This window comes from Hoeflea sp., assembly GCF_039975035.1.
Taxonomy (GTDB): Bacteria; Pseudomonadota; Alphaproteobacteria; order Rhizobiales; family Rhizobiaceae; genus Hoeflea.
This window is the reverse complement of sequence record NZ_JBDWHW010000140.1, coordinates 1-18,787: the sequence shown is the minus strand read 5'-3', so window position 1 is coordinate 18,787 and position 18,787 is coordinate 1. Positions and strand designations below refer to the sequence as shown.

Here is an 18,787-nt window from a genome sequence, read left to right as displayed (position 1 = left end):
TGCCAAGGCACTGGGGCTCCATCAAAACCCACATGCGATCGGTAATGACAGTGCGATCGACGTCCATGAAAGTCTCCTCAAAAGGAAGCTTGAATCATAAATCGCGTGATTTGGGAATCCTGATACTCAACAAACCCTAGTCCGGAAATGTCCTTTTTGGGTGGAAGTTCTTTTTCCATTTCGATTAGAATCGATCGGCATATGGATTCCAGAATTGAGCAGGCCGCAGTCACTGCATCCTCTGGGTCTGTTTCGGCGTTGGTGAGTGCTCTGTCGATTTCGCGTGTCACGGTATCGAAATCTAGAATATTTGCTTTCGACCCGAAGGAGTCGAGTACAGCGCTGTCTCGGGCAATTGTCTGAAGCTGAGATTTTCCGCGTATTACCTGGATGCGGAAACCGTCCGCTTCAAGACACTTGTTCAGGTGCTCAACGACAGCAACGCCCTTATCTGGCTCGGATATGTAGGCTCTCGGATCGGAAACGTGCTCGATTATCCGAACAATATCGTTGCCGGTTGGATCAATGAACATCAACTCTCGCAACTTATCGCGTACCGAGGAGACGCGGGAACCGTCAACTTGAAAAGAAACACCACACTCTCTCATAAACTCTCGGAGCGCATAGGCGGATCGATACACACCGATAGGAGGAGTAGAATCGTTAGCGCCGCCGCCTGTTATTACATCGGCGAGCGCTGTAATAACAAACGACGAGAACCTGTCTTCCATTCATTTTTTCCAAGTTAGGGTCTCGAGAAATAGGGTCGACACGCAATCATGTCGGAGCCTTGAAGGGATCGTACGAAGCTTAAAACCCGGTGTACAAGCGTTCATTCAGTATTGTCAAAAAAAATTGCGAAGACAGCAATTGCCCCTCAGGTCTTCGTATCCGTCGCCCGCCAGTCGGCCAGAAAGCCGAAGGCGTTGCCTTCCATCAGCAGGCCCAGGCCCATGCGGGCTCCGGCGGCGATCGAGATCATCACGATCGGGGCCGAGATTGCCATCACCGAGAAGGCGCTGACGCCCTGGCCGATGGTGCAGCCGAGCGCGAAGACACCGCCGGTGCCCATCAGGAACGCGCCGAGCAGATGGCGGCTCAACTCACGGGCATCGTCGCAGGCTTCCCAGCGCATGTCGTCGGAGCGGAATGCCGAGACCGCTGCGCCGAGAAACACGCCGATCACGACCCCGACGCCATAGTCGGGCAATTCACCGGTGACGGTGATGATCTGCATGATGGTTTCGCCGACCGGCATGACAAACGAGCCGGCTTCGATCTGAACCGGGTAGAGCGCCTGCGCGGCATAGAGGCTGGTGATCACCCAACCGGCAGCGATGCACAGGCCGATGACCACGCCGGCGATCAGCCGGTTGCGGTCGGCGCGGAAACTTGCCGATTTGAAAACCCACCACAGACCCGCCCCGCCGATGATCAGCGCCAGCGGCAGGGATGCGTTCAATCCGGTGGTGCGAGAGATCAGGGCGCCGACCGATTGCCCGCCAAAGGCGGAAAGATCCAGCGACAGCGGATCAAGCAGGGTTGCGCGAATGTGAGCGGTGATCCCGCGCTGGGCGGCAAGCGCCGCAAGCCCGAGACCGGTGAGCACCACAAGGGCGCGCAAATTGCCACCGCCGAGCCGGACCAGTGCGCCGAAACCGCAGGTGCCGACCAGGGCCATGCCGAGACCGAACATCAGTCCGCCGATAATGGCGCCGGCCAGCGGCAGCGGCTCGGTCAGATAAAAGGATTTATCAAGGTCGGCGATGCCGGCCGCGCCGAGCAACTGGGTTGCGATCAGCGCGGTGAAGGCTGCCAGCGCCCAGGCTCTGAGCGGGCGGTCGTCGCCCGCATACCAATGGCGTTCCAGTGCCGCCATGGTGCAAAAATGGCTTTTCCTCGCGGCAAAACCAATGATCGTGCCGACCAGGCAGCCCGAAAGCGCAAGCATCCACTCTGAATCAAGCATGATTGTCGTCTCCTCCTGTTGGCCGGATCCCACCCCGGTCCCATTCTCCAGCTTAGGGACGGGGGCAAATCAAAGCAAGCTGTGCCTCCGGCTCAGCCCTTCGCGGCGCCTGGCCGGCAAAGCAAGTCATAAAGCGAGGCCACGATGGCCGAGACCTCCGAGTCGGAAATCGAATAGTAGATCATCCGTCCCTCGCGTCGCGGTCGGACCATGTGATCAAAACGCAGACGGGCGAGTTGCTGGGAGACAGCGGCCTGCGGCAACGCCAGCAGTTCCTCGAGCTCGGAGACCGATCGCTCGTTTTCCGATAACAGCCACAAAATCAGCAGCCGGGTTTCGTGCGACAGCGCCTTTAGGATATCACCGGCCTTGCGGGCGTGACCGGCAAGCACCTCGATATCCTGACCGGAAAAATCCTGATTCGGCGTCAGTTCCGACGTCATGGCTCCAGCTTTGCAAGCATCTCGTCGACAAGGGCCCAGAAAAACTGATCGCCGGGATAGCCGCGCAACCGGGCAATTTCCTGGCCGTCATCAACCAGAACAAAGGTGGGGGTGAATCGTTCAACCGGGATTTCCGTCAGGTCGGCGGGCAGCGGATCGTGAATGTTGACCCGTCGCAAGGGCGCGCGCCGGCCCTGCTCGGTGTTCGGCCAGGCCGGGGCGACTTCCTCGTTGAACCGCTTGCACCAGGCGCAGCCGGGTTGCTCGAACATGATCATTTCGGCAGCCATCACAGGCGCGGGCAGGAGCAGCAGGATGGTGAGCGCAGCCGCGAGAAATGATGTCATGAGGCTGATCCGATTTCATGAAAAATAGTGTTTGCAATATATATTGTATTTTGCATATCTTGCAATCGCATTCTGGTCGGCTGCACGCCATGAGGAGGCTGAATGTGAGTCATGCATGGCGTGTAGTCACGGCTTCCTGGATGAGCCGTGCATGCTGTGAACCAACGTGCTGGAGTGACCATCAGGGTTGGCTGAGCCGGTGGCGCTGCGAGGGAGGAAGACGCGAATGATCGATGTCGGATATGGAGCTGCCTTTCTGGCGGGGTTGTTGTCATTTTTTTCGCCCTGTGTGCTGCCGATTGTTCCGCCTTATCTCGCCTATCTGGCCGGGATGAGTTTCAATGAAGTCCAAAATGCCAAGGCTGACAACGTGGCGTCACGCCGCATCGCCATGGCTTCGATCGCGTTTGTTCTCGGGTTCAGCACGGTGTTTATCGCGCTTGGCGCCACCGCCAGCCTGATCGGTCAGTCGCTGGCGCGCTATTTCGATATATTGGCGGTGATTGCCGGAATTGTGATCCTGCTGATGGGGCTGCATTTTCTCGGCGTGTTCAGGTTTGCGCTTTTGTACCGGGAGGCGCGTGTCAATGTCGAGCGCAAGCCTGCCGGCATGATCGGCGCCTACATCATGGGGCTAGCCTTTGCGTTTGGCTGGACGCCCTGTGTCGGACCAATCCTGGCGGCCATCCTGTTCATGGCCGCGGCCAAGGAAAGCGCCGGGCAGGGAGCGATGCTGCTGGGGTTGTACGCACTGGGAATTGGAATTCCATTTGTCGTCGCCGGCTTTTTCGCGAGCCGTTTCATCCGGTTTTCGACCCGAATCAAGAAACATATGGCTGTCATCGAGAAGGCCATGGGCGTACTTCTGGTGGTTACCGGCATCCTGTTCATGACCGGTCAAATGTCCAGGATTGCGCAATGGCTGCTTGAGATGTTTCCGGCATTTGCCACGATTGGATAGGAGCAAGACAATGATCAGACGTATTTTTCTCGCCGTTGCGGCCATGGCCGCTCTTTCGGTTCAGACATTGGCTTCCGAGCTTGGTGATGATGGCCTGCACAAGGAAGACTGGTTCTCGATCACCTTCCGCGACGTCGCCGAAGACATCGCCACGGCCAAGGAAGAGGGCAAGCGGCTGGTGATGATCTTTGAACAGCGCGGCTGCATCTATTGCGCCAAGATGCATGAAGTGTTGCTGTCCGATCCTGAGGTTTCGGACTTCATCAAGGCCAATTTCAAGGTCGTCCAGTACAACATGTTCGGCGACGAGGAAGTCACTGACCTGGACGGAGACGTGCTGACCGAGAAAACGGCTGCGCGCAAATGGGGCTATGTGTTCACGCCGACGCTGGTGTTCCTGCCGGAAAACGCACCGGAAGGCATGACCGTCGCCGAGGCTGCGGTGGCGACCATGCCGGGGGCCTTTGGCAAGTGGACCTTTCTCAACATGTTCAAATGGGTCTCCGAAAAAGGCTATGAAGGTGACGAGCACTTTCAGAAGTATCATGCGCGGATTATCAATGAACTGCGTGAAAAGGGGCGTCTTGACGCGGAGTAACGAGTGCCGCAAAATACATTCAAGAAATCATATTTTTGCATTGATTGTGCGCGCGCATATGACTATCCTTTGAATCGGAGAAGATCCGGATCTTATGAGTCCGGACAATGGGAGGAGGGAACGCCAATGATGAGGCGAATGAGATTTATACTGGGGGCGGTTGCGGCATTTGCAATGTCAACCGCGGCGCTGGCCAGCGAGCTTGCGCCTGATGCGGTGGCATTCACCGATGACGGGGTGACCTCGTCGCTGACCGGTGTTGCGGGTGATCCCGCCGCAGGTGCGGAAACCTTCAAGAGCCGCAAGCTCGGTAACTGTCTGGCTTGCCATGCCAACGCCGACATGTCGGGTGAATTGTTCCATGGCGATGTGGGGCCTTCGCTGGACGGTGTGGCCTCGCGCTGGGACGAGGCGCAGCTCAGGGCAATCGTGACGAATTCGAAACAAATCTTCACCGACGAGACCGTCATGCCGGGCTTCTACTCGCTGGAAGTCGGACAGTATGTGTCGGAACCGTTTGCCGGCAAGACCATCCTGACTGCTCAGCAGGTCGAGGACGTCGTAGCCTATCTCGGCACACTCAAGGAATAATCTGGAGCAAAGGAGCTCGAAGCCAATGCAACTGACAAGACGAAAAGTCTTAGGACTGACGGCGGGGGCCGCTGTATTCGCGGTCGCCGGAGCCCGGATTTCACCGGCCTTTGCCTCGGCAGAGGATACGGAAAAGGCGATCATGGAGTTCACCGGTGGTGCGACGGCAGGCGAGGGCAAGATCACCCTGACTGCACCGGAAATTGCCGAAAACGGCAACACCGTTCCGGTGTCGGTCAATGTGGAAAGCGCCATGGAAGGCGATGATCTTGTCGAATCGATCATCATCTTCGCTGACGGCAACCCCAGTCCGGCAGTCGCGACGTTTCATTTCACTGAAATGAGCGGTGAAGCGCTCGCAACCACGCGCATGCGTCTTGCCAAGACCCAGAACGTCATCGCGGTTGCGAAGATGAAGGACGGCTCGGTCTTCATGGACAAGAAGCAGGTCAAGGTAACCATCGGCGGCTGCGGCGGCTGAGCCAGGACAGGATTTACGAAAATGGCATCAAAACCACGCATCAAGGTGCCCAAGTCGGCTTCGGCCGGTGAGGTGATCACCATCAAGACGCTGATCAGCCACGAGATGGAATCGGGCCAGCGCAAGGACAAGGATGGCAATCCCATTCCGCGTCAGATCATCAATAAGTTCACCTGTACCTTCGAAGGGCAGAAGGTGTTCGAATGCGATCTGGATCCGGCGATCTCCGCCAATCCCTATTTCGAGTTCAACGCCAAGGTGCCGGCCAGCGGAACCTTCAAGTTCACCTGGCTCGACGATGACGGGTCGGTCTATGAGGCCGAGGCGCCTATCGAAGTCAAATAACAACGAGAGGGATCCCGAGCGTAGGGGAGGCTCACGCAAGGGACATCCCGGGAGGACGGAGACTGTTATGAAAAGACTTTTGATAGCCAGTGTGGTGTTGGCCGCCGCAATCGCGGGGTCGGGTCCGGTTATGGCTGATCCCGTTGACGACACACTCGAAATCGACGGCGTGCCGATGGTCACGCGAACCGCGGCGCCGGAAGGGCATCCGTTTGATGAGGTGTATTCGGGCTGGCTTTTCCGCGAGGCCGAGACCCGTGACGCAGAGCGCGACAGCATCGAAAACCCCGGCATGATCGCAGTCGAAGACGGCGAAGTGCTGTGGAGCAAGGTTGATGGCACCGCCGGGAAATCCTGTGCCACCTGTCACGGCGATGCAGCTGAAACCATGAAGGGCGTCGGTGCCCGTTTCCCGAAATGGGATGCGGATTCGAAAAAGCCGATCAATATCGAGCTGCAGATCAACAAGTGCCGGACCGAGCAGATGGGCGCGGAAGCGCTCCCCTTCAACAAGGGAGGGCAGCAGGAACTGACGGCCTACATCAAACATCAGTCGCTGGGTATGCCGGTGGAGCTTGATCTTTCGGAAGGCGACATGCAGTCGTGGTGGGAAAAGGGCAAGGATGTCTATTACACCCGCACCGGCCAGCTCAATCTGGCCTGCGCGAGCTGCCATGAAACGGCAATGGGCAAGTACATCCGCGCCGACCATTTGAGCCAGGGCCAGGTCAACGGTTTTCCGACTTACCGGCTCAAGAGCGGCCTGACTTCGCTGCACCAGCGCTTCCGCGGTTGCATCCGTGATACCCGCGCCGATCAGCCCAAGGCGTTCTCGGACGAATTGATGGCGCTTGAAACCTATGTAACCTGGCGTGGCACCGGCCTTTCGGTCGAAACCCCGTCGGTCCGTCAGTAGTCTCTGACCTTGCCGGGGGCATTGCGATGCCTCCGGCAACTGCAGCGCGCCAGGTCTGATCCGCTTGCTGCTGTAACGGTTTGCCACCTGCGCAACACCTGGTTTTCTTGGCGAGGCAGCGTGTAGAGTTCAGCGTTAACGAATTGAAATACAAAGAAAATACGGATTCTGGCAGTTGTCGGAGCGGGATCGCTTGTCCGTTTTTCACGGAATGGAGAATGGGATGCATACCAGACGCGATTTTCTGCAATATGCCCTGAATGCCGGATTTGTGCTTGGTGCCGCCGGTCTGGGCGCCAATCCGACCCGCGCACTGGCGCAGCAGAAGCTGACCCAGGATGACCTGCTGAAATTCGATTCCAAGGGGCAAGTCACCCTTCTGCATTTCACCGATTGCCATGCCCAGCTCAAGCCGGTGTTCTTCCGTCCGCCCGACACCAATATCGGCGTTGGCGCCTATGCGGGCTTGCCGCCGCACCTGGTGGCGCACGAATTCCTCGACTATTTCGGCATCGACGCGGGCAGCCCCTATGCCTATGCCCACACCATGGTGGATTATGTCGACCTGGCGCGGAGCTACGGAAAGCTGGGCGGCCTGGACCGGACAGCGACGCTGGTCAAGGCGATCCGCGCGGATCGCGGCGACGACAAGGTGCTGTTTCTCGATGGTGGCGACACCTGGCAGGGCTCCTATTCGTCACTCAAGACCAATGGCATGGATATGGTCGAGTGCATGAAGCTGCTCAAGCCGGACGCCATGACCGGGCACTGGGAGTTTACATTCGGCGAGGACCGCTTTCTCGAATTGGTCGACGCCATGGGATATCCGTTCCTGGCGTCCAATATCTTTGATGCCGAGTGGGATGAGCCTGCCTTCGAACACACGGCCTATTTCGAACGCGGCGGCGTCAAGGTGGCGGTCATCGGTCAGGCCATGCCCTACACCCCGATCGCCAATCCGAACTGGATGTTTCCGAAATGGTCGTTCGGTATCCGGCCCGAGGTACTGCAGGCCAATGTCGATACAGCCCGCGCGGAAGGCGCCGAAGTGGTGGTGTTGCTGTCCCACAACGGCTTTGACGTGGATCGCAAGCTCGCCGGCGTTGTCAGCGGACTGGATGTGATCGTCACCGGCCACACCCATGACGCAACCCCGATCGCGCTGGAAGTCGAAGGCACGATCCTGATGTCGTCGGGATCGCACGGCAAATATCTGGGCCGCATCGACCTCGACATCAAGGATGGCAAGGTGGCCGGCTACAACTCGACGCTGATCCCGGTCTTTGCCGACGTGATTACGCCGGATCCGGAAATGGCGGCCAAGATCGACGAAGTTCGCGCGCCCTATGAGGCGGAGACGCAACGGGTGATCGGCCGCACTGACAGCCTGCTCTACCGGCGCGGCAATTTCAACGGAACCTGGGACGATCTGATCTGCCAGGGCATCATGGAAGAGCGCGACACGCAGATTGCGCTTTCGCCGGGTTTCCGCTGGGGGACGACGCTGCTGCCGGGATCCGACATCACAATCGACGATCTCTACACCGAGACCTCGATGAGCTACCCGTCGGTTTACCGGCTCGAGTTCACCGGCGCCCAGCTCAAGGAGATCATGGAAGATGTCTGCGACAACCTGTTCAACAAGGATCCGTTCCTGCAGCAAGGCGGCGACATGGTCCGGGTTGGCGGGTTTACCTATGCCTGCGCTCCTGATGCGGAAATGGGTAGCCGGATCTCGGATATGCGGCTGACCGGCAGCGGCGACCCGGTCGAAGCCGGCAAGACCTATACGGTCGGCGGCTGGGCCTCGGTCAATGAAGGGGTCGAAGGTCCCGCGATCTACGATCTGATGGAAAACTACATCACGAAGAAATCGGTGGTGTCACTCGATCCGGACGCTGCTGCGGTCCGGGTGATCAGGTGATCCCGAGCTGGACTTGAATTCGCGGGCTGATGAGCCCCGGCGATGATGACGGAGACAGATATGCAAATGCTGGACAAGCGCCACGGGAGGATCTCATGGTAGACGAAACCGATCCCAAGGGAACCAAACAAGCTGCGTCACGGCGCAATTTCCTCAAGGCCGGACTTCTCGGTGGTGCCGCGGTGGCGGCCAACGCCGGTGTCGCGCGGGCGGCGGGCGATCCGCTGATCACCGAGATCCAGGACTGGAATCGCTATCTCGGCGATGGTGTCGACGCTGCCCCTTATGGCAAGCCATCGGAGTTCGAGGCGCATGTGGTGCGCCGCGATGTGCCGTGGCTGACGGCGGACCCGGTCTCGTCGATCAATTTTACGCCGCTGCATGAGCTTGACGGCATCATCACGCCCAACGGGCTTTGCTTCGAACGCCATCATGGCGGCACGGCGGTGATCAACCCGGCGGATCACCGGCTGATGATCAACGGCCTGGTCGACACACCGCTGGTGTTCACCATGGAGGACCTGAAACGGTTTCCGCGCGAGAACCGGGTCTATTTCCTCGAATGCGCCGCCAATGGAGGCATGGAGTGGAAGGGCTCGCAGCTCAATGGCTGCCAGTTCACCCATGGCATGATCCACTGCGTGGTCTACACCGGCGTGCCGCTGCGCTATCTGCTCGAAGAGGCGGGGATCAAGACCAACGGCAAATGGCTGTTGGCGGAAGGGGCTGACGCTGCGGCAATGACCCGCTCGATCCCTATGGAGAAGGCGCTCGATGACTGTCTGGTTGCGTTCAAGATGAATGGCGAGGCGTTGCGCACGGAACAGGGCTATCCGCTCAGACTGTGTGTTCCCGGCTGGGAAGGCAATATGTGGGTCAAATGGCTGCGCCGTCTCGAAGTCGGCGACGCGCCCTGGGAACAGCGCGAGGAGACCTCGAAATACACCGATCTTCTCGCCGATGGAAAAGCACGCCGCCACACCTTTGTGATGGATGTGAAATCGGTGATCACCAGCCCGAGCCCGCAAGCGCCGGTTATCCATGGCAAAGGACCTCTGGTGATCTCCGGTCTGGCCTGGTCGGGAAGCGGCACGATCAAGCGCGTTGACGTGACGATTGACGGCGGGCGCACATGGAAAACGGCGAGGATTGACGGGCCAAGCCTGCCCAAGGCGCTGCACCGCTTCTATCTCGACATCAACTGGGACGGGTCGGAGATGCTGCTGCAGTCCCGCGCCATCGATGATCAGGGACTGGTTCAGCCGACCAAGAATGAGTTGCGCGCCGCACGCGGCGGCAATTCGATCTATCACAACAATGGCATCCAGACATGGCACGTCAACAACGACGGGGTGGTTGAAAATGTTGAAGTTTCCTAAGTCTGCGGCGATTGCCGTTCTCGCATTTGCAGCCTTTGCCGGTCCTTCACTGGCTGAAGGCGACATTGATGCCGGCGAAAAGGTATTCAAGAAGTGCGCGGCCTGCCACGCGGTCGGCGACGGCGCCAAGCACAAGGTTGGCCCGGAGCTCAATGATGTGTTCGGCCGTACGGCCGGCGGTGCAGAAGGCTACAAATACTCCAAGGCGATGATTGAAGCCGGTGAAGGCGGCCTGGTCTGGGATGCGACAACCCTGACCGAGTATCTGATCAAGCCCAAGGACATGGTCAAAGGTACCAAGATGTCTTTTGCCGGGCTGAAGAAAGACGACGATATCGCCAATGTTCTGGCCTATCTGAAGAGCTTTTCGGCTGAGCAAGCGGCGGCAGCCGAGGCCGTTGTTGAAGATCAGCCGGTCGAGACCGCAGCGGCGGCCGCTGCCGAACCGGCCGCCGAAGCCGCGCCTGTCGAGGCGATGGCGGTTGAGACAAGCAAAGGCGCCTTCGGGCTTGGCCGCGTGGCAATGCCGGAGGAGATCGCCGCCTGGGATATTGATATCCGCCCGGACGGCAAAGGTCTGCCTGTGGGCAAGGGCACCGTGGCTGAGGGCGATCCGATCTATGCCGAGAATTGCGCCGTCTGTCATGGCGATTTCGGCGAGGGCGCTGGACGCTGGCCGGTGCTGGCAGGCGGTCAGGGCACGCTGCTCAAGGATCGGCCCGTCAAGACCATCGGGTCGTACTGGCCTTATCTGTCGACCGTGTTCGATTATGTCCGCCGCGCCATGCCGTTCGGCGATGCGCGATCGCTTTCCGATGATGACGTCTATGCGCTGACGGCCTATCTGTTGTATCTTAACGATGTCGTCACGGATGAGGATTTTGAGCTTTCCAACGAGAATTTCACGTCGATCCGGTTGCCCAATGAAGACAATTTCATCCCGGACGACCGGTTGAGCGAGCCGCATTACGCCAAAGGTGTTGAGCCTTGCATGACAGATTGCAAGCCGGGTCCGGTTGAAATTACCGCCCGCGCCCAGATCATCGACGTGACGCCGGAAGGCGAGGGCGACGAGAATTCCGGAGGCGGAATCGATTGACAGCCGGGCGCTCGATAGCGCCCCGAGGAGAGATGGAATGGCCGATCATGGCAGGCACCACGGACGCAGCGGGATGTTGCGCCGACTGGTGCCTGTCATTTTTTCCGGGCTGGTGATGATATATGGCGCTCCCGGCAAGGCCGGGGCAACCGAACCCGAAGACCTGTTCAAGCCCTGCGCCGTCTGTCACGAGATAGGAGCGGGGGCGAAGCACAAGGTTGGACCCCATCTTGACGGCGTGTTTGGCCGCAAGGCGGGTAGTCTCGCGGACTTCCGTTATTCGGCCGGCATGCGCGCGGCAGGCGAAGCCGGTCTTGTCTGGACGTCTCAAGCACTTGACGAATATCTCGAGAAGCCGCGTGACTTCATCAAGGGCAACCGCATGTCCTTCAGGGGGATGGCGGATGTCGATGGTCGCTTGGCGCTTATCTCCTGGCTTGAAGTGGCGACCAGGCAGGAGCCGGCGCAAGATCCCGTGGCTGCTGAAGCCTCGATCTCCGGCCCGGTTCGGGGCTTTGCCGATATCGTGCTGCAGATGGAGGGCGATCGCGAATATGGCGAATATCTCGCCGGCGAATGCGTCACCTGCCATCAGGCCTCCGGTCACGCGGATGGCATTCCCTCCATCGTCGGGTTGCCACGCGGCTATTTCGTCAGGTCGCTGTTTGAATATGCCACCAATGTGCGGTCCAATGAAGTCATGAAGCTGCGCGTCTCCAATCTCACCAATGAGGAGATCGCCGCTCTGGCGGCCTATTTCAGCTCGCTTGATCCGCAATGAAGCCTTGAAATGTAAACCGGGAGGAAATCATGACACGCCTGACACGACGCCAATTCGGATTGTTCACCGGCGCGAGTGCGTTCACACTCACGTTCCCGACCTATTTGCGCGCGCAGGGCAAACCGCGTGTGGTTGTCATCGGAGGTGGCGCCGGCGGCGCAACCGCCGCGCGCTACATCGCCAAGGATTCCGACGGCGCCATCGATGTCACGCTGATCGACCAGTCGGAGATGTTTACCACCTGCTTTTTCTCCAATCTCTATGTCGGCGGCTACCGTACCCTGGACTCGATCACCCACAGCTACGACACGCTGCAATCGAGCTATGGCATCGGCAAGGTCACCGGATACGCGACCGGTGTGGACCGTGCGGCGAAAACCGTGATGATGGCCGACGGATCGTCCGTTGCCTATGACCGGCTGGTGGTCGCGCCGGGCATCGATTTCATCTGGGATTCGGTGGAGGGCTATTCGGAGGACTTGTCCGAAGTTGCGCCCCATGCCTGGAAGGCCGGGCGCCAGACGGAATTGCTCAAGGCCGGGCTCGACGCCATCGAGAACGGCCAGCAGATCCTTATGGTGCCGCCGCCCAATCCGTATCGCTGTCCGCCCGGACCTTATGAACGTGCGTCGATGATGGCGCATGTGCTCAAGGCGAAGGGACTGACAGATTCGAAGGTGATCATTCTCGACCCGAAAGAAAAGTTCTCCAAGCAGGGTGTTTTTCAGGAAGGCTGGGAAAAGCACTATCCCGGAATGATCGAATGGTACGGTCCCGCCGTGCATGGCGGCATATCCAGTGTCGATGTCAAGGCGGGAACAGTGGAGACCGACCTTGATACCTTCAAGGGCGCGTTTCTCAACATCATCCCGGCGCAGAAGGCGGGCGTGATTGCCGCGTCGGCAGGATTGACCAATGACAGCGGTTTCTGTCCGATCGATCCCGAGAGCATGCGCTCGGTGATCGATGAAGCGGTCTTCGTCATCGGCGACGCCTGTATCGCCGGCGACATGCCGAAATCGGGATTCTCGGCCAACAGTCAGGCCAAGGTTGCCGCCATGAACGTGCGCGGTGACCTGACCGGCTCCAAGGTGTTTCCCGCCAGATATGCCAACACCTGCTGGAGCCTGATCGAGACGGACGACAGCGTGAAGGTCGGCGCCCAATACGCGCCGGGAGACGGCAAGATCGCCTCGACCCAGGGGTTCATCAGCCAAACATCGGAAGACGAGGTCATCCGCAAGGCCAATTTCGAGGAATCGGTCGGCTGGTATGCCGGGATTACCGCCGACATGTTCGGCTAACCCGGTTTGGGTTGGCGAGGGTTGTCGGGTAATCTGTCTTTGGCGTGTGCGTCATCCGCGCCAGAGACAGGAGGATGAATTGAATACCCCCAAATTGCGGCTGAAGCTCAGATTTGAGAATGGTCTGAGCCTTGGTCCGGGCAAGGCTGATCTTTTGCAGGGCATCGCTGCGCACGGATCGATTTCGGCCGCCGGACGACGGATGAAAATGAGCTACAAGCGGGCCTGGATGCTTGTCGAGGAGATGAATGCTGCCTTTCAGATGCCTCTGGTCGAGAGCAACCGTGGCGGACAGAAGGGCGGCGGCGCCCGTCTCACCGAGGCCGGTGAAGCCGCGCTGGCTCATTATCGCGAACTGGAGGCGATCACTCTCAAGGAGGGGGCGAACCACATCTCCGGCATCACGAATATGCTCAAAAACGTGTCCGATTGAAATGCGGCTTGCAGATTCGAGCAGCATAGGGATATGTTTTATAGAACATATCGAATCCGGAGGTTTTCAATGATCGCAGTGATCCGCCGGCTTGTGCTTGCCGCCGTTGTTTCGCTTTCCGCCACGCTGGCCGTGCCGGTCGTGACGGCGGCGGAAGAGATCACCATATTTGCTGCGGCCAGCATGAAGAACGCGCTGGACGAGATTGTGACCACATGGAATGCCGAAACCGGGAATAGCGCTGTGGTTTCCTATGCCGGCAGTTCGGTGCTGGCCCGGCAGATCCTGGCGGGCGCGCCTGCAGATGTGTTCATTTCCGCTGCGGTGAACTGGATGGACACGCTTGAAGAGGACGAACTGATCAAGCCCGGAACGCGGGTCGATCTTGTGGGCAACGCAATCGTGCTGGTGGCCCATGGCAGCGGCAGGGCCACGGCGACGATTGCGCCGGGCTTTGATCTTGCCGAAATGCTGGGCGAGAGCAAGCTCGCCATGGCGCTGGTGGATTCTGTGCCGGCGGGCGTTTATGGCAAGGCCGCGCTGACCAGTCTCGGGGTCTGGGATGCGGTCGAGCCCAAGGTCGCGCAGGCCGACAATGTGCGCGCAGCCCTAGCCCTTGTCGCCACCGGCGAGGCGCCGCTGGGCATTGTCTACGCCACCGATGCAGCGGCGGAACCCGCAGTCAGCGTCATCGGTGTTTTCCCCGCCGACTCTCATCCCTCCATCATCTACCCTGCTGCAGTTATAGCGGAGTCGGACAAGCCCGAAGCAGAGGCTTTCCTGACCTATCTTTCCGGTGCTAAGGCTCAGGCGGCCTTTGAAGGTCAGGGGTTCACAGTGATAAAGAAGTAACCGGATGGTGGATGGATTGGAGGGTGGGTTTTTCACCGCCCTGTCAGCGGATGAATGGCGCGCGGTAATCCTGTCACTGCGGGTTTCGTTCTGGGCTACGCTGGTTAGCCTGCCGCTGGGCGTCGGCGTCGCCTATGTGCTGGCGCGTCACGATTTCCGCGGCAAGCAGGTGCTCAATGGTCTGGTGCATCTTCCGCTGATCCTGCCTCCGGTGGTCACCGGTTACCTGCTGCTGCTGACATTTGGACGCAAGGGACTGGTCGGAGCGATGCTCGACCAGTATCTGGGGATCGTGCTGGCATTCCGCTGGACCGGGGCGGCACTGGCCGCTGCGGTGATGGCGTTTCCGCTGATGGTTCGCGCCATCCGTCTGGCAATCGAGGCGGTTGATCCGAAACTTGAACAGGCGGCGTCAACGCTTGGCGCATCGCGGTTCTGGGTGTTCATGACTGTCACCCTGCCGCTGATCCTGCCTGGCGTGATTGCCGGGGCTATTCTCGCCTTCGCCAAGGCGATGGGCGAATTTGGCGCCACCATCACCTTCGTTTCCAACATTCCGGGCCAGACGCAGACCCTGCCATCGGCGATCTACAGTTTCCTGCAGGTGCCCGGCGGCGACGCCAAGGCCATGCAACTGGTGCTGATTGCAGTTGCGATCGCGCTCACGGCACTGTTCCTGTCGGAGTGGATTGGCCGCACCGTGGCGCGAAGGATTGCCGGATCATGACGCTTTCGGTCCGCGTGTCGCACCGGTTCGGTGGTTTTTCGCTGGACGCGGAGTTCGAGGCGCCGGCGGGCGTCACGGCGCTTTACGGTCGTTCCGGCTCGGGCAAGACATCGGTGGTCAACGCGGTCGCCGGGCTGTTGCACCCTGACGCCGGCCATGTCGCGCTCGACGGACGGGTGCTGTTTGATTCAGACCAGGGCATCTTCATGCCAGTGCATCAACGCCGCCTCGGCTATGTGTTTCAGGAAGGCCGGCTGTTTCCGCATCTCAGCGTCCGGCAAAATCTCGCTTACGGGCGCTGGTTTGCGCCAGCTGGTCCCGGCGCCGGGTTTGATCACGTGGTTGGCATGCTGGGGATCGGCAAGTTGCTCGACCGGCGGCCGGGCAGGCTCTCAGGCGGTGAAAAGCAGCGTGTGGCGATTGGCCGGGCGCTGCTTGCAAAGCCGCGATTGCTGCTGATGGATGAGCCGCTGGCAGCGCTCGACGAGGAGCGCAAGGCCGAGATCCTGCCGTATCTGGAACGTCTGCGCGATGAAACCGAGATCCCGGTGCTTTATGTCAGCCATTCCATGGCGGAAGTTGCGCGGCTGGCGACGACGCTGGTGCTGGTGGAGGCGGGGCGGGTGGTTCGCGCCGGTCCCGCCGCCGATGTACTTTCCGATCCCGACAGCGTGCAAGCGCTGGGTATCAGGACCGCCGGCTCATCCATCCATGCAACGGTGGCGGCACAGGAAGAGGACGGGCTGACCCGGCTCGATATGTCGGCGGGTGAACTGTTTCTGCCGAGGGTTGAGGCGCCGGTGGGCACGCGGTTGGCGATCCGCATTCCTGCCCAGGATGTGATCCTGTCGCGAACCCGGCCTGAGGGATTGTCGGCGCTCAATGTGCTCCCTGCGACGGTGACTGCGGTGCGGCTGGGCGACGGTCCGGGGGCAATCATTCAGCTTCGGGCCGGCGACGATCTGCTGCTGGCGCGGATCACCCGGCGGTCCGCCCTGGCGCTGGAGCTTGCGCCCGGAATTGCCTGTTTCGCCATCCTCAAAACCGTCGCCGTGGCCCAGACGAATGTCGGTGGCGCCGGATAGGCTGGTTGTCGTCAACGCAGGCGGATGGAGCCGATCCGGGCGTAATCGCGATAGATCGTGGCAAACCGCAACTCGCCATGATGCTGCGCGGCGAGTTCGGCCATGACGTCGCCGAGACTTGCCCTCGGCGTGACATGAAAGCGCGCAAGCCAGGCTTTCAGGCCCTTGCCGAACCAGCCAGGAAGCGCGGACTGCTGGCCGAAATCGACGACATGCAGTTCTCCGCCGGGCGCCACGGCCTCAAGCGCCTGTTGCAACGCTGCTTCCCAGCCGGGGATCATCGACAGGCTGTAGGAAAAGAACACCCGGTCGAAGTGCGAGACACTAAACAACATATTCGCGTCAAAACGGGTTGCGTCGCCCTGGGCCAGCATGACGCGTTCGGCAATACCGGTCTTCGTCACCGTCGCATCGGCTGATTTGAGCATTTCGGCTGAGATGTCGACGCCATAAAGCCGTGCATCGGGATAGCGCTTGGCGGTCAGGACCAGGTTGCGCGCCGTGCCGCAGCCGATTTCCAGAACCGATCCGCCGGAGGGCGGTCTGAGAGCAGCGATCAGATCGTTGCGGCCAAGCAGATAATAGCGCCGCGTCAGATCGTAGATGTGGCGCTGGTGACGATAGATGCCATCCATCACCGAGGCACTGGCTGAGACGGCGCTCATGCCTTTGCGTCACGTTTGACGTGCAGATGAAAGCCGCCATAGATTGCCGAGCGGTCCCGGCTGCCGAGCTCCAGGCTTTGGGTCTCCCGGTAATTCCATTTGTCGAGAATGCCATGGGGAACACTGCCCGGCAGCGGCGAGGCGGCTGCGGCGGTGCGGTAGATGACGCGGGCGCCGGGGCTCGCCGTGCGGGTGATCTCTGCCCATAACTCAGACAGCTGGCTGTCGGTCATCCAGTCCTGGGCGTCGAGCAGCACGAAGGCGTTCACCGAGGCCGCCGGCCGGGCGGCGAGAAGCCTGGTGATGCTCTCGTTGACGACGTTCACACGGTTGGCGTTGCGGCGAATGGTTTCAAAATTGCGGGCTTCGAGATATGGCGGCAGGCTTGCAGCCGCGCCGGGCTGGTAGCCGCGCCCAAAGGCCTGCCAGGCGAAATAATTGTCCTTGAGCGGAAAACCGCAAGCCAAACGCTCGGTACGTTCGCGCAACGCGCCGATCATGCCGTCGGAGGCGTCGCCGGCCAGAGCCTCGTACTGTGCTGGCGGAATGCCAAGCCCGAATAGCGATGCCCGCAATGATGTCAGGAGTTTGAAGCTGCGGCTGTCGAAGACGGGCTCGATCCTGGTCTCGAAGAATTCGCGCTGCTTTTCGATACTGTCCATGCGCAGCAGCTCGCGCGGATCAACGCGATAGAGTTTTGCGATCACGTGGGCCACGGAAATGAACCGTCCAAGCAAACCGGTGGAATAGAACCCGCGCGAGAACTTGGAGATGCGGCGGCGGCCGTTGACTTCCCGCCCGTCCCAATAAGCACGTGTCTCGGCATCAAGATGCGGGCGGATGTGGCGCTCATAAAGCGCGACATTGGTTTTCAAATTGGCGTGGCGGAACAGATTGGCAAACGAGGTGTGGTCGGGCAGATGCGAGGCCGCAGCCAGCTTGAGTTTGCCTAGCGCTACATGCGCGGGGGAAAGGTCCACCGCAATGATTTCGGCCGGGCTGGCTGTCAGATAGGACATGACATTGCAGGAGCCAGAGGCGATGGTAACCATGGTGTCGGTCGGCTTGAGCGCCAGCGCTTCCATGTCGATCAGCGGATCTTCCCAGATCTGCGGATAGACCAGACCGCGAAAAGCAGCAGAGAAGACGCGTTCGAGGATCCCGGTCGAGGACAAGGCGGTGTTGCGTACGACCGCACCGTCGATACGAGCGCCGACGGCGGTGGTTTCAATCATGGTCATTGTGATGACTCCGAGGGAGAGAAGAGGGGGCGGGCTGTCATGATACGAGTCATGCGGCCTGGTCCTGCTTGCTTGCTATCTGCTTGAGGGGGCCGCTCTTGGCGACCTGTCCGGCCTTTTCGGAAATGCGGCGTGACCAGTCGATGATCTCCATCCGGCCATCAGAATGCTCGACCACGGCGGTGCAGCTTTCCACCCAATCGCCGGTGTTGATGTAGCGGATGCCTCCGCGCATCTCGTTGGCGGCGTGGTGGATGTGGCCGCAGATGACGCCGTCGGCGTCGTGCTTGCGGGCTTCTTCGGCCAGCACTTCCTCGAAATCCGAGATGAAATTGACAGCACTCTTGACCTTCAGCTTGGCCCAGCGGGAAAACGACCAGTAGCGCAGCCCGAGCAGCTTGCGGCTGCGGTTGTGCCATTTGTTGGTCCACATCGCCATGCCGTAGGCCATGTCGCCGAGATGGGCGAGCCAGCGGTGGTTCATCACCACCATGTCGAATTCGTCGCCGTGGATGACCAGCAACCGCTTGCCGTCGGCGGTCTCGAACACATCGCGTTCGCGTACTTCGATGCCGCCGAAATGGACGCCCTGATAGTCGCGCAGCATTTCGTCGTGGTTGCCGGGGACATAGATGATGTTTGTGCC

Annotated in this window: 22 protein-coding genes; 15 read left to right on the top strand and 7 right to left on the bottom strand. The window is 60.0% G+C overall.

Annotated features, from left to right (window positions below; translation table 11 throughout):
- Positions 1–77: 77 nt before the first annotated feature.
- The 4 genes from ABJN75_RS11970 to ABJN75_RS11955 all read right to left on the bottom strand — a co-directional run bounded on the left by ABJN75_RS11970 (position 78) and on the right by ABJN75_RS11955 (position 2,759).
- Positions 78–731, bottom strand: coding sequence for a hypothetical protein (locus ABJN75_RS11970; RefSeq protein WP_348439825.1), 654 nt, complete (start codon positions 729–731; stop codon positions 78–80).
- Between the two features lie 146 nt (positions 732–877).
- On the bottom strand, positions 878–1,969 hold the full coding sequence (locus ABJN75_RS11965; RefSeq protein ID WP_348439824.1) for a YeeE/YedE family protein: 1,092 nt from the start codon (positions 1,967–1,969) through the stop codon (positions 878–880).
- Positions 1,970–2,061: 92 nt separating this feature from the next.
- Positions 2,062–2,412: a metalloregulator ArsR/SmtB family transcription factor gene (locus tag ABJN75_RS11960; RefSeq protein WP_348439823.1), complete on the bottom strand. Its 351-nt coding sequence runs from the start codon at positions 2,410–2,412 to the stop codon at positions 2,062–2,064.
- Complete coding sequence (locus ABJN75_RS11955; protein WP_348439822.1) at positions 2,409–2,759, bottom strand: thioredoxin family protein; 351 nt, start codon at positions 2,757–2,759, stop codon at positions 2,409–2,411. The genes ABJN75_RS11960 and ABJN75_RS11955 overlap by 4 nt, the downstream gene beginning before the upstream one ends.
- Before the next feature lie 226 nt (positions 2,760–2,985).
- Here ABJN75_RS11955 and ABJN75_RS11950 point away from each other — a divergent pair, with 226 nt between their 5' ends.
- The 15 genes from ABJN75_RS11950 to modC all read left to right on the top strand — a co-directional run bounded on the left by ABJN75_RS11950 (position 2,986) and on the right by modC (position 16,235).
- Positions 2,986–3,720 (top strand): cytochrome c biogenesis protein CcdA, encoded by a 735-nt coding sequence (locus tag ABJN75_RS11950; RefSeq protein ID WP_348439821.1) that lies wholly within the window; start codon positions 2,986–2,988, stop codon positions 3,718–3,720.
- 10 nt (positions 3,721–3,730) lie between these two features.
- A complete protein-coding gene (locus tag ABJN75_RS11945; protein WP_348439820.1) occupies positions 3,731–4,318 on the top strand; it encodes a thioredoxin family protein in 588 nt (195 codons plus the stop codon).
- Between the two features lie 138 nt (positions 4,319–4,456).
- Entirely contained in the window at positions 4,457–4,909 is a 453-nt protein-coding gene (gene soxX, locus ABJN75_RS11940) for a sulfur oxidation c-type cytochrome SoxX (protein WP_348439819.1), read from the top strand.
- Positions 4,910–4,934: 25 nt separating this feature from the next.
- Positions 4,935–5,390, top strand: a complete 456-nt coding sequence (gene soxY / locus ABJN75_RS11935) for a thiosulfate oxidation carrier protein SoxY (RefSeq protein WP_348439818.1) — start codon at positions 4,935–4,937, stop codon at positions 5,388–5,390.
- A 21-nt stretch (positions 5,391–5,411) separates the two neighbouring features.
- Positions 5,412–5,735, top strand: a complete 324-nt coding sequence (gene soxZ, locus ABJN75_RS11930) for a thiosulfate oxidation carrier complex protein SoxZ (protein WP_348439817.1) — start codon at positions 5,412–5,414, stop codon at positions 5,733–5,735.
- A gap of 67 nt (positions 5,736–5,802) precedes the next feature.
- On the top strand, positions 5,803–6,651 hold the full coding sequence (gene soxA, locus ABJN75_RS11925) for a sulfur oxidation c-type cytochrome SoxA (protein WP_348439816.1): 849 nt from the start codon (positions 5,803–5,805) through the stop codon (positions 6,649–6,651).
- Between the two features lie 223 nt (positions 6,652–6,874).
- Complete coding sequence (gene soxB, locus ABJN75_RS11920; protein ID WP_348439815.1) at positions 6,875–8,575, top strand: thiosulfohydrolase SoxB; 1,701 nt, start codon at positions 6,875–6,877, stop codon at positions 8,573–8,575.
- A gap of 95 nt (positions 8,576–8,670) precedes the next feature.
- Positions 8,671–9,954, top strand: a complete 1,284-nt coding sequence (gene soxC, locus ABJN75_RS11915; protein WP_348439814.1) for a sulfite dehydrogenase — start codon at positions 8,671–8,673, stop codon at positions 9,952–9,954.
- A complete protein-coding gene (locus ABJN75_RS11910) occupies positions 9,938–11,053 on the top strand; it encodes a c-type cytochrome (RefSeq protein ID WP_348439813.1) in 1,116 nt (371 codons plus the stop codon). The genes soxC and ABJN75_RS11910 overlap by 17 nt, the downstream gene beginning before the upstream one ends.
- 37 nt (positions 11,054–11,090) lie before the next feature.
- On the top strand, positions 11,091–11,834 hold the full coding sequence (locus ABJN75_RS11905) for a c-type cytochrome (protein ID WP_348439812.1): 744 nt from the start codon (positions 11,091–11,093) through the stop codon (positions 11,832–11,834).
- 29 nt (positions 11,835–11,863) lie between these two features.
- Entirely contained in the window at positions 11,864–13,138 is a 1,275-nt protein-coding gene (locus ABJN75_RS11900; protein ID WP_348439811.1) for an NAD(P)/FAD-dependent oxidoreductase, read from the top strand.
- A gap of 79 nt (positions 13,139–13,217) precedes the next feature.
- Positions 13,218–13,571: a LysR family transcriptional regulator gene (locus tag ABJN75_RS11895; RefSeq protein WP_348439810.1), complete on the top strand. Its 354-nt coding sequence runs from the start codon at positions 13,218–13,220 to the stop codon at positions 13,569–13,571.
- 69 nt (positions 13,572–13,640) lie between these two features.
- Positions 13,641–14,423: a molybdate ABC transporter substrate-binding protein gene (modA, locus tag ABJN75_RS11890; protein WP_348439809.1), complete on the top strand. Its 783-nt coding sequence runs from the start codon at positions 13,641–13,643 to the stop codon at positions 14,421–14,423.
- A 4-nt stretch (positions 14,424–14,427) separates the two neighbouring features.
- Entirely contained in the window at positions 14,428–15,150 is a 723-nt protein-coding gene (modB, locus tag ABJN75_RS11885) for a molybdate ABC transporter permease subunit (protein WP_348439808.1), read from the top strand.
- A complete protein-coding gene (gene modC, locus ABJN75_RS11880; RefSeq protein ID WP_348439807.1) occupies positions 15,147–16,235 on the top strand; it encodes a molybdenum ABC transporter ATP-binding protein in 1,089 nt (362 codons plus the stop codon). The genes modB and modC overlap by 4 nt, the downstream gene beginning before the upstream one ends.
- An 11-nt stretch (positions 16,236–16,246) precedes the next feature.
- Here the strand turns inward: modC and ABJN75_RS11875 are convergent, their stop codons facing one another.
- The 3 genes from ABJN75_RS11875 to ABJN75_RS11865 form a co-directional block, all read right to left on the bottom strand.
- Entirely contained in the window at positions 16,247–16,900 is a 654-nt protein-coding gene (locus tag ABJN75_RS11875; RefSeq protein ID WP_348439806.1) for a methyltransferase domain-containing protein, read from the bottom strand.
- The gene (locus tag ABJN75_RS11870) at positions 16,897–18,141 is read right to left on the bottom strand and encodes a DUF3419 family protein (RefSeq protein WP_348439805.1); all 1,245 of its coding nucleotides are present in this window, start codon (positions 18,139–18,141) and stop codon (positions 16,897–16,899) included. Before ABJN75_RS11870 ends, ABJN75_RS11875 begins: the two co-directional genes overlap by 4 nt.
- Positions 18,142–18,190: 49 nt before the next feature.
- The coding region (locus ABJN75_RS11865) for a UDP-2,3-diacylglucosamine diphosphatase (RefSeq protein WP_348439804.1) at positions 18,191–18,787 on the bottom strand (597 nt) is incomplete at its 5' end.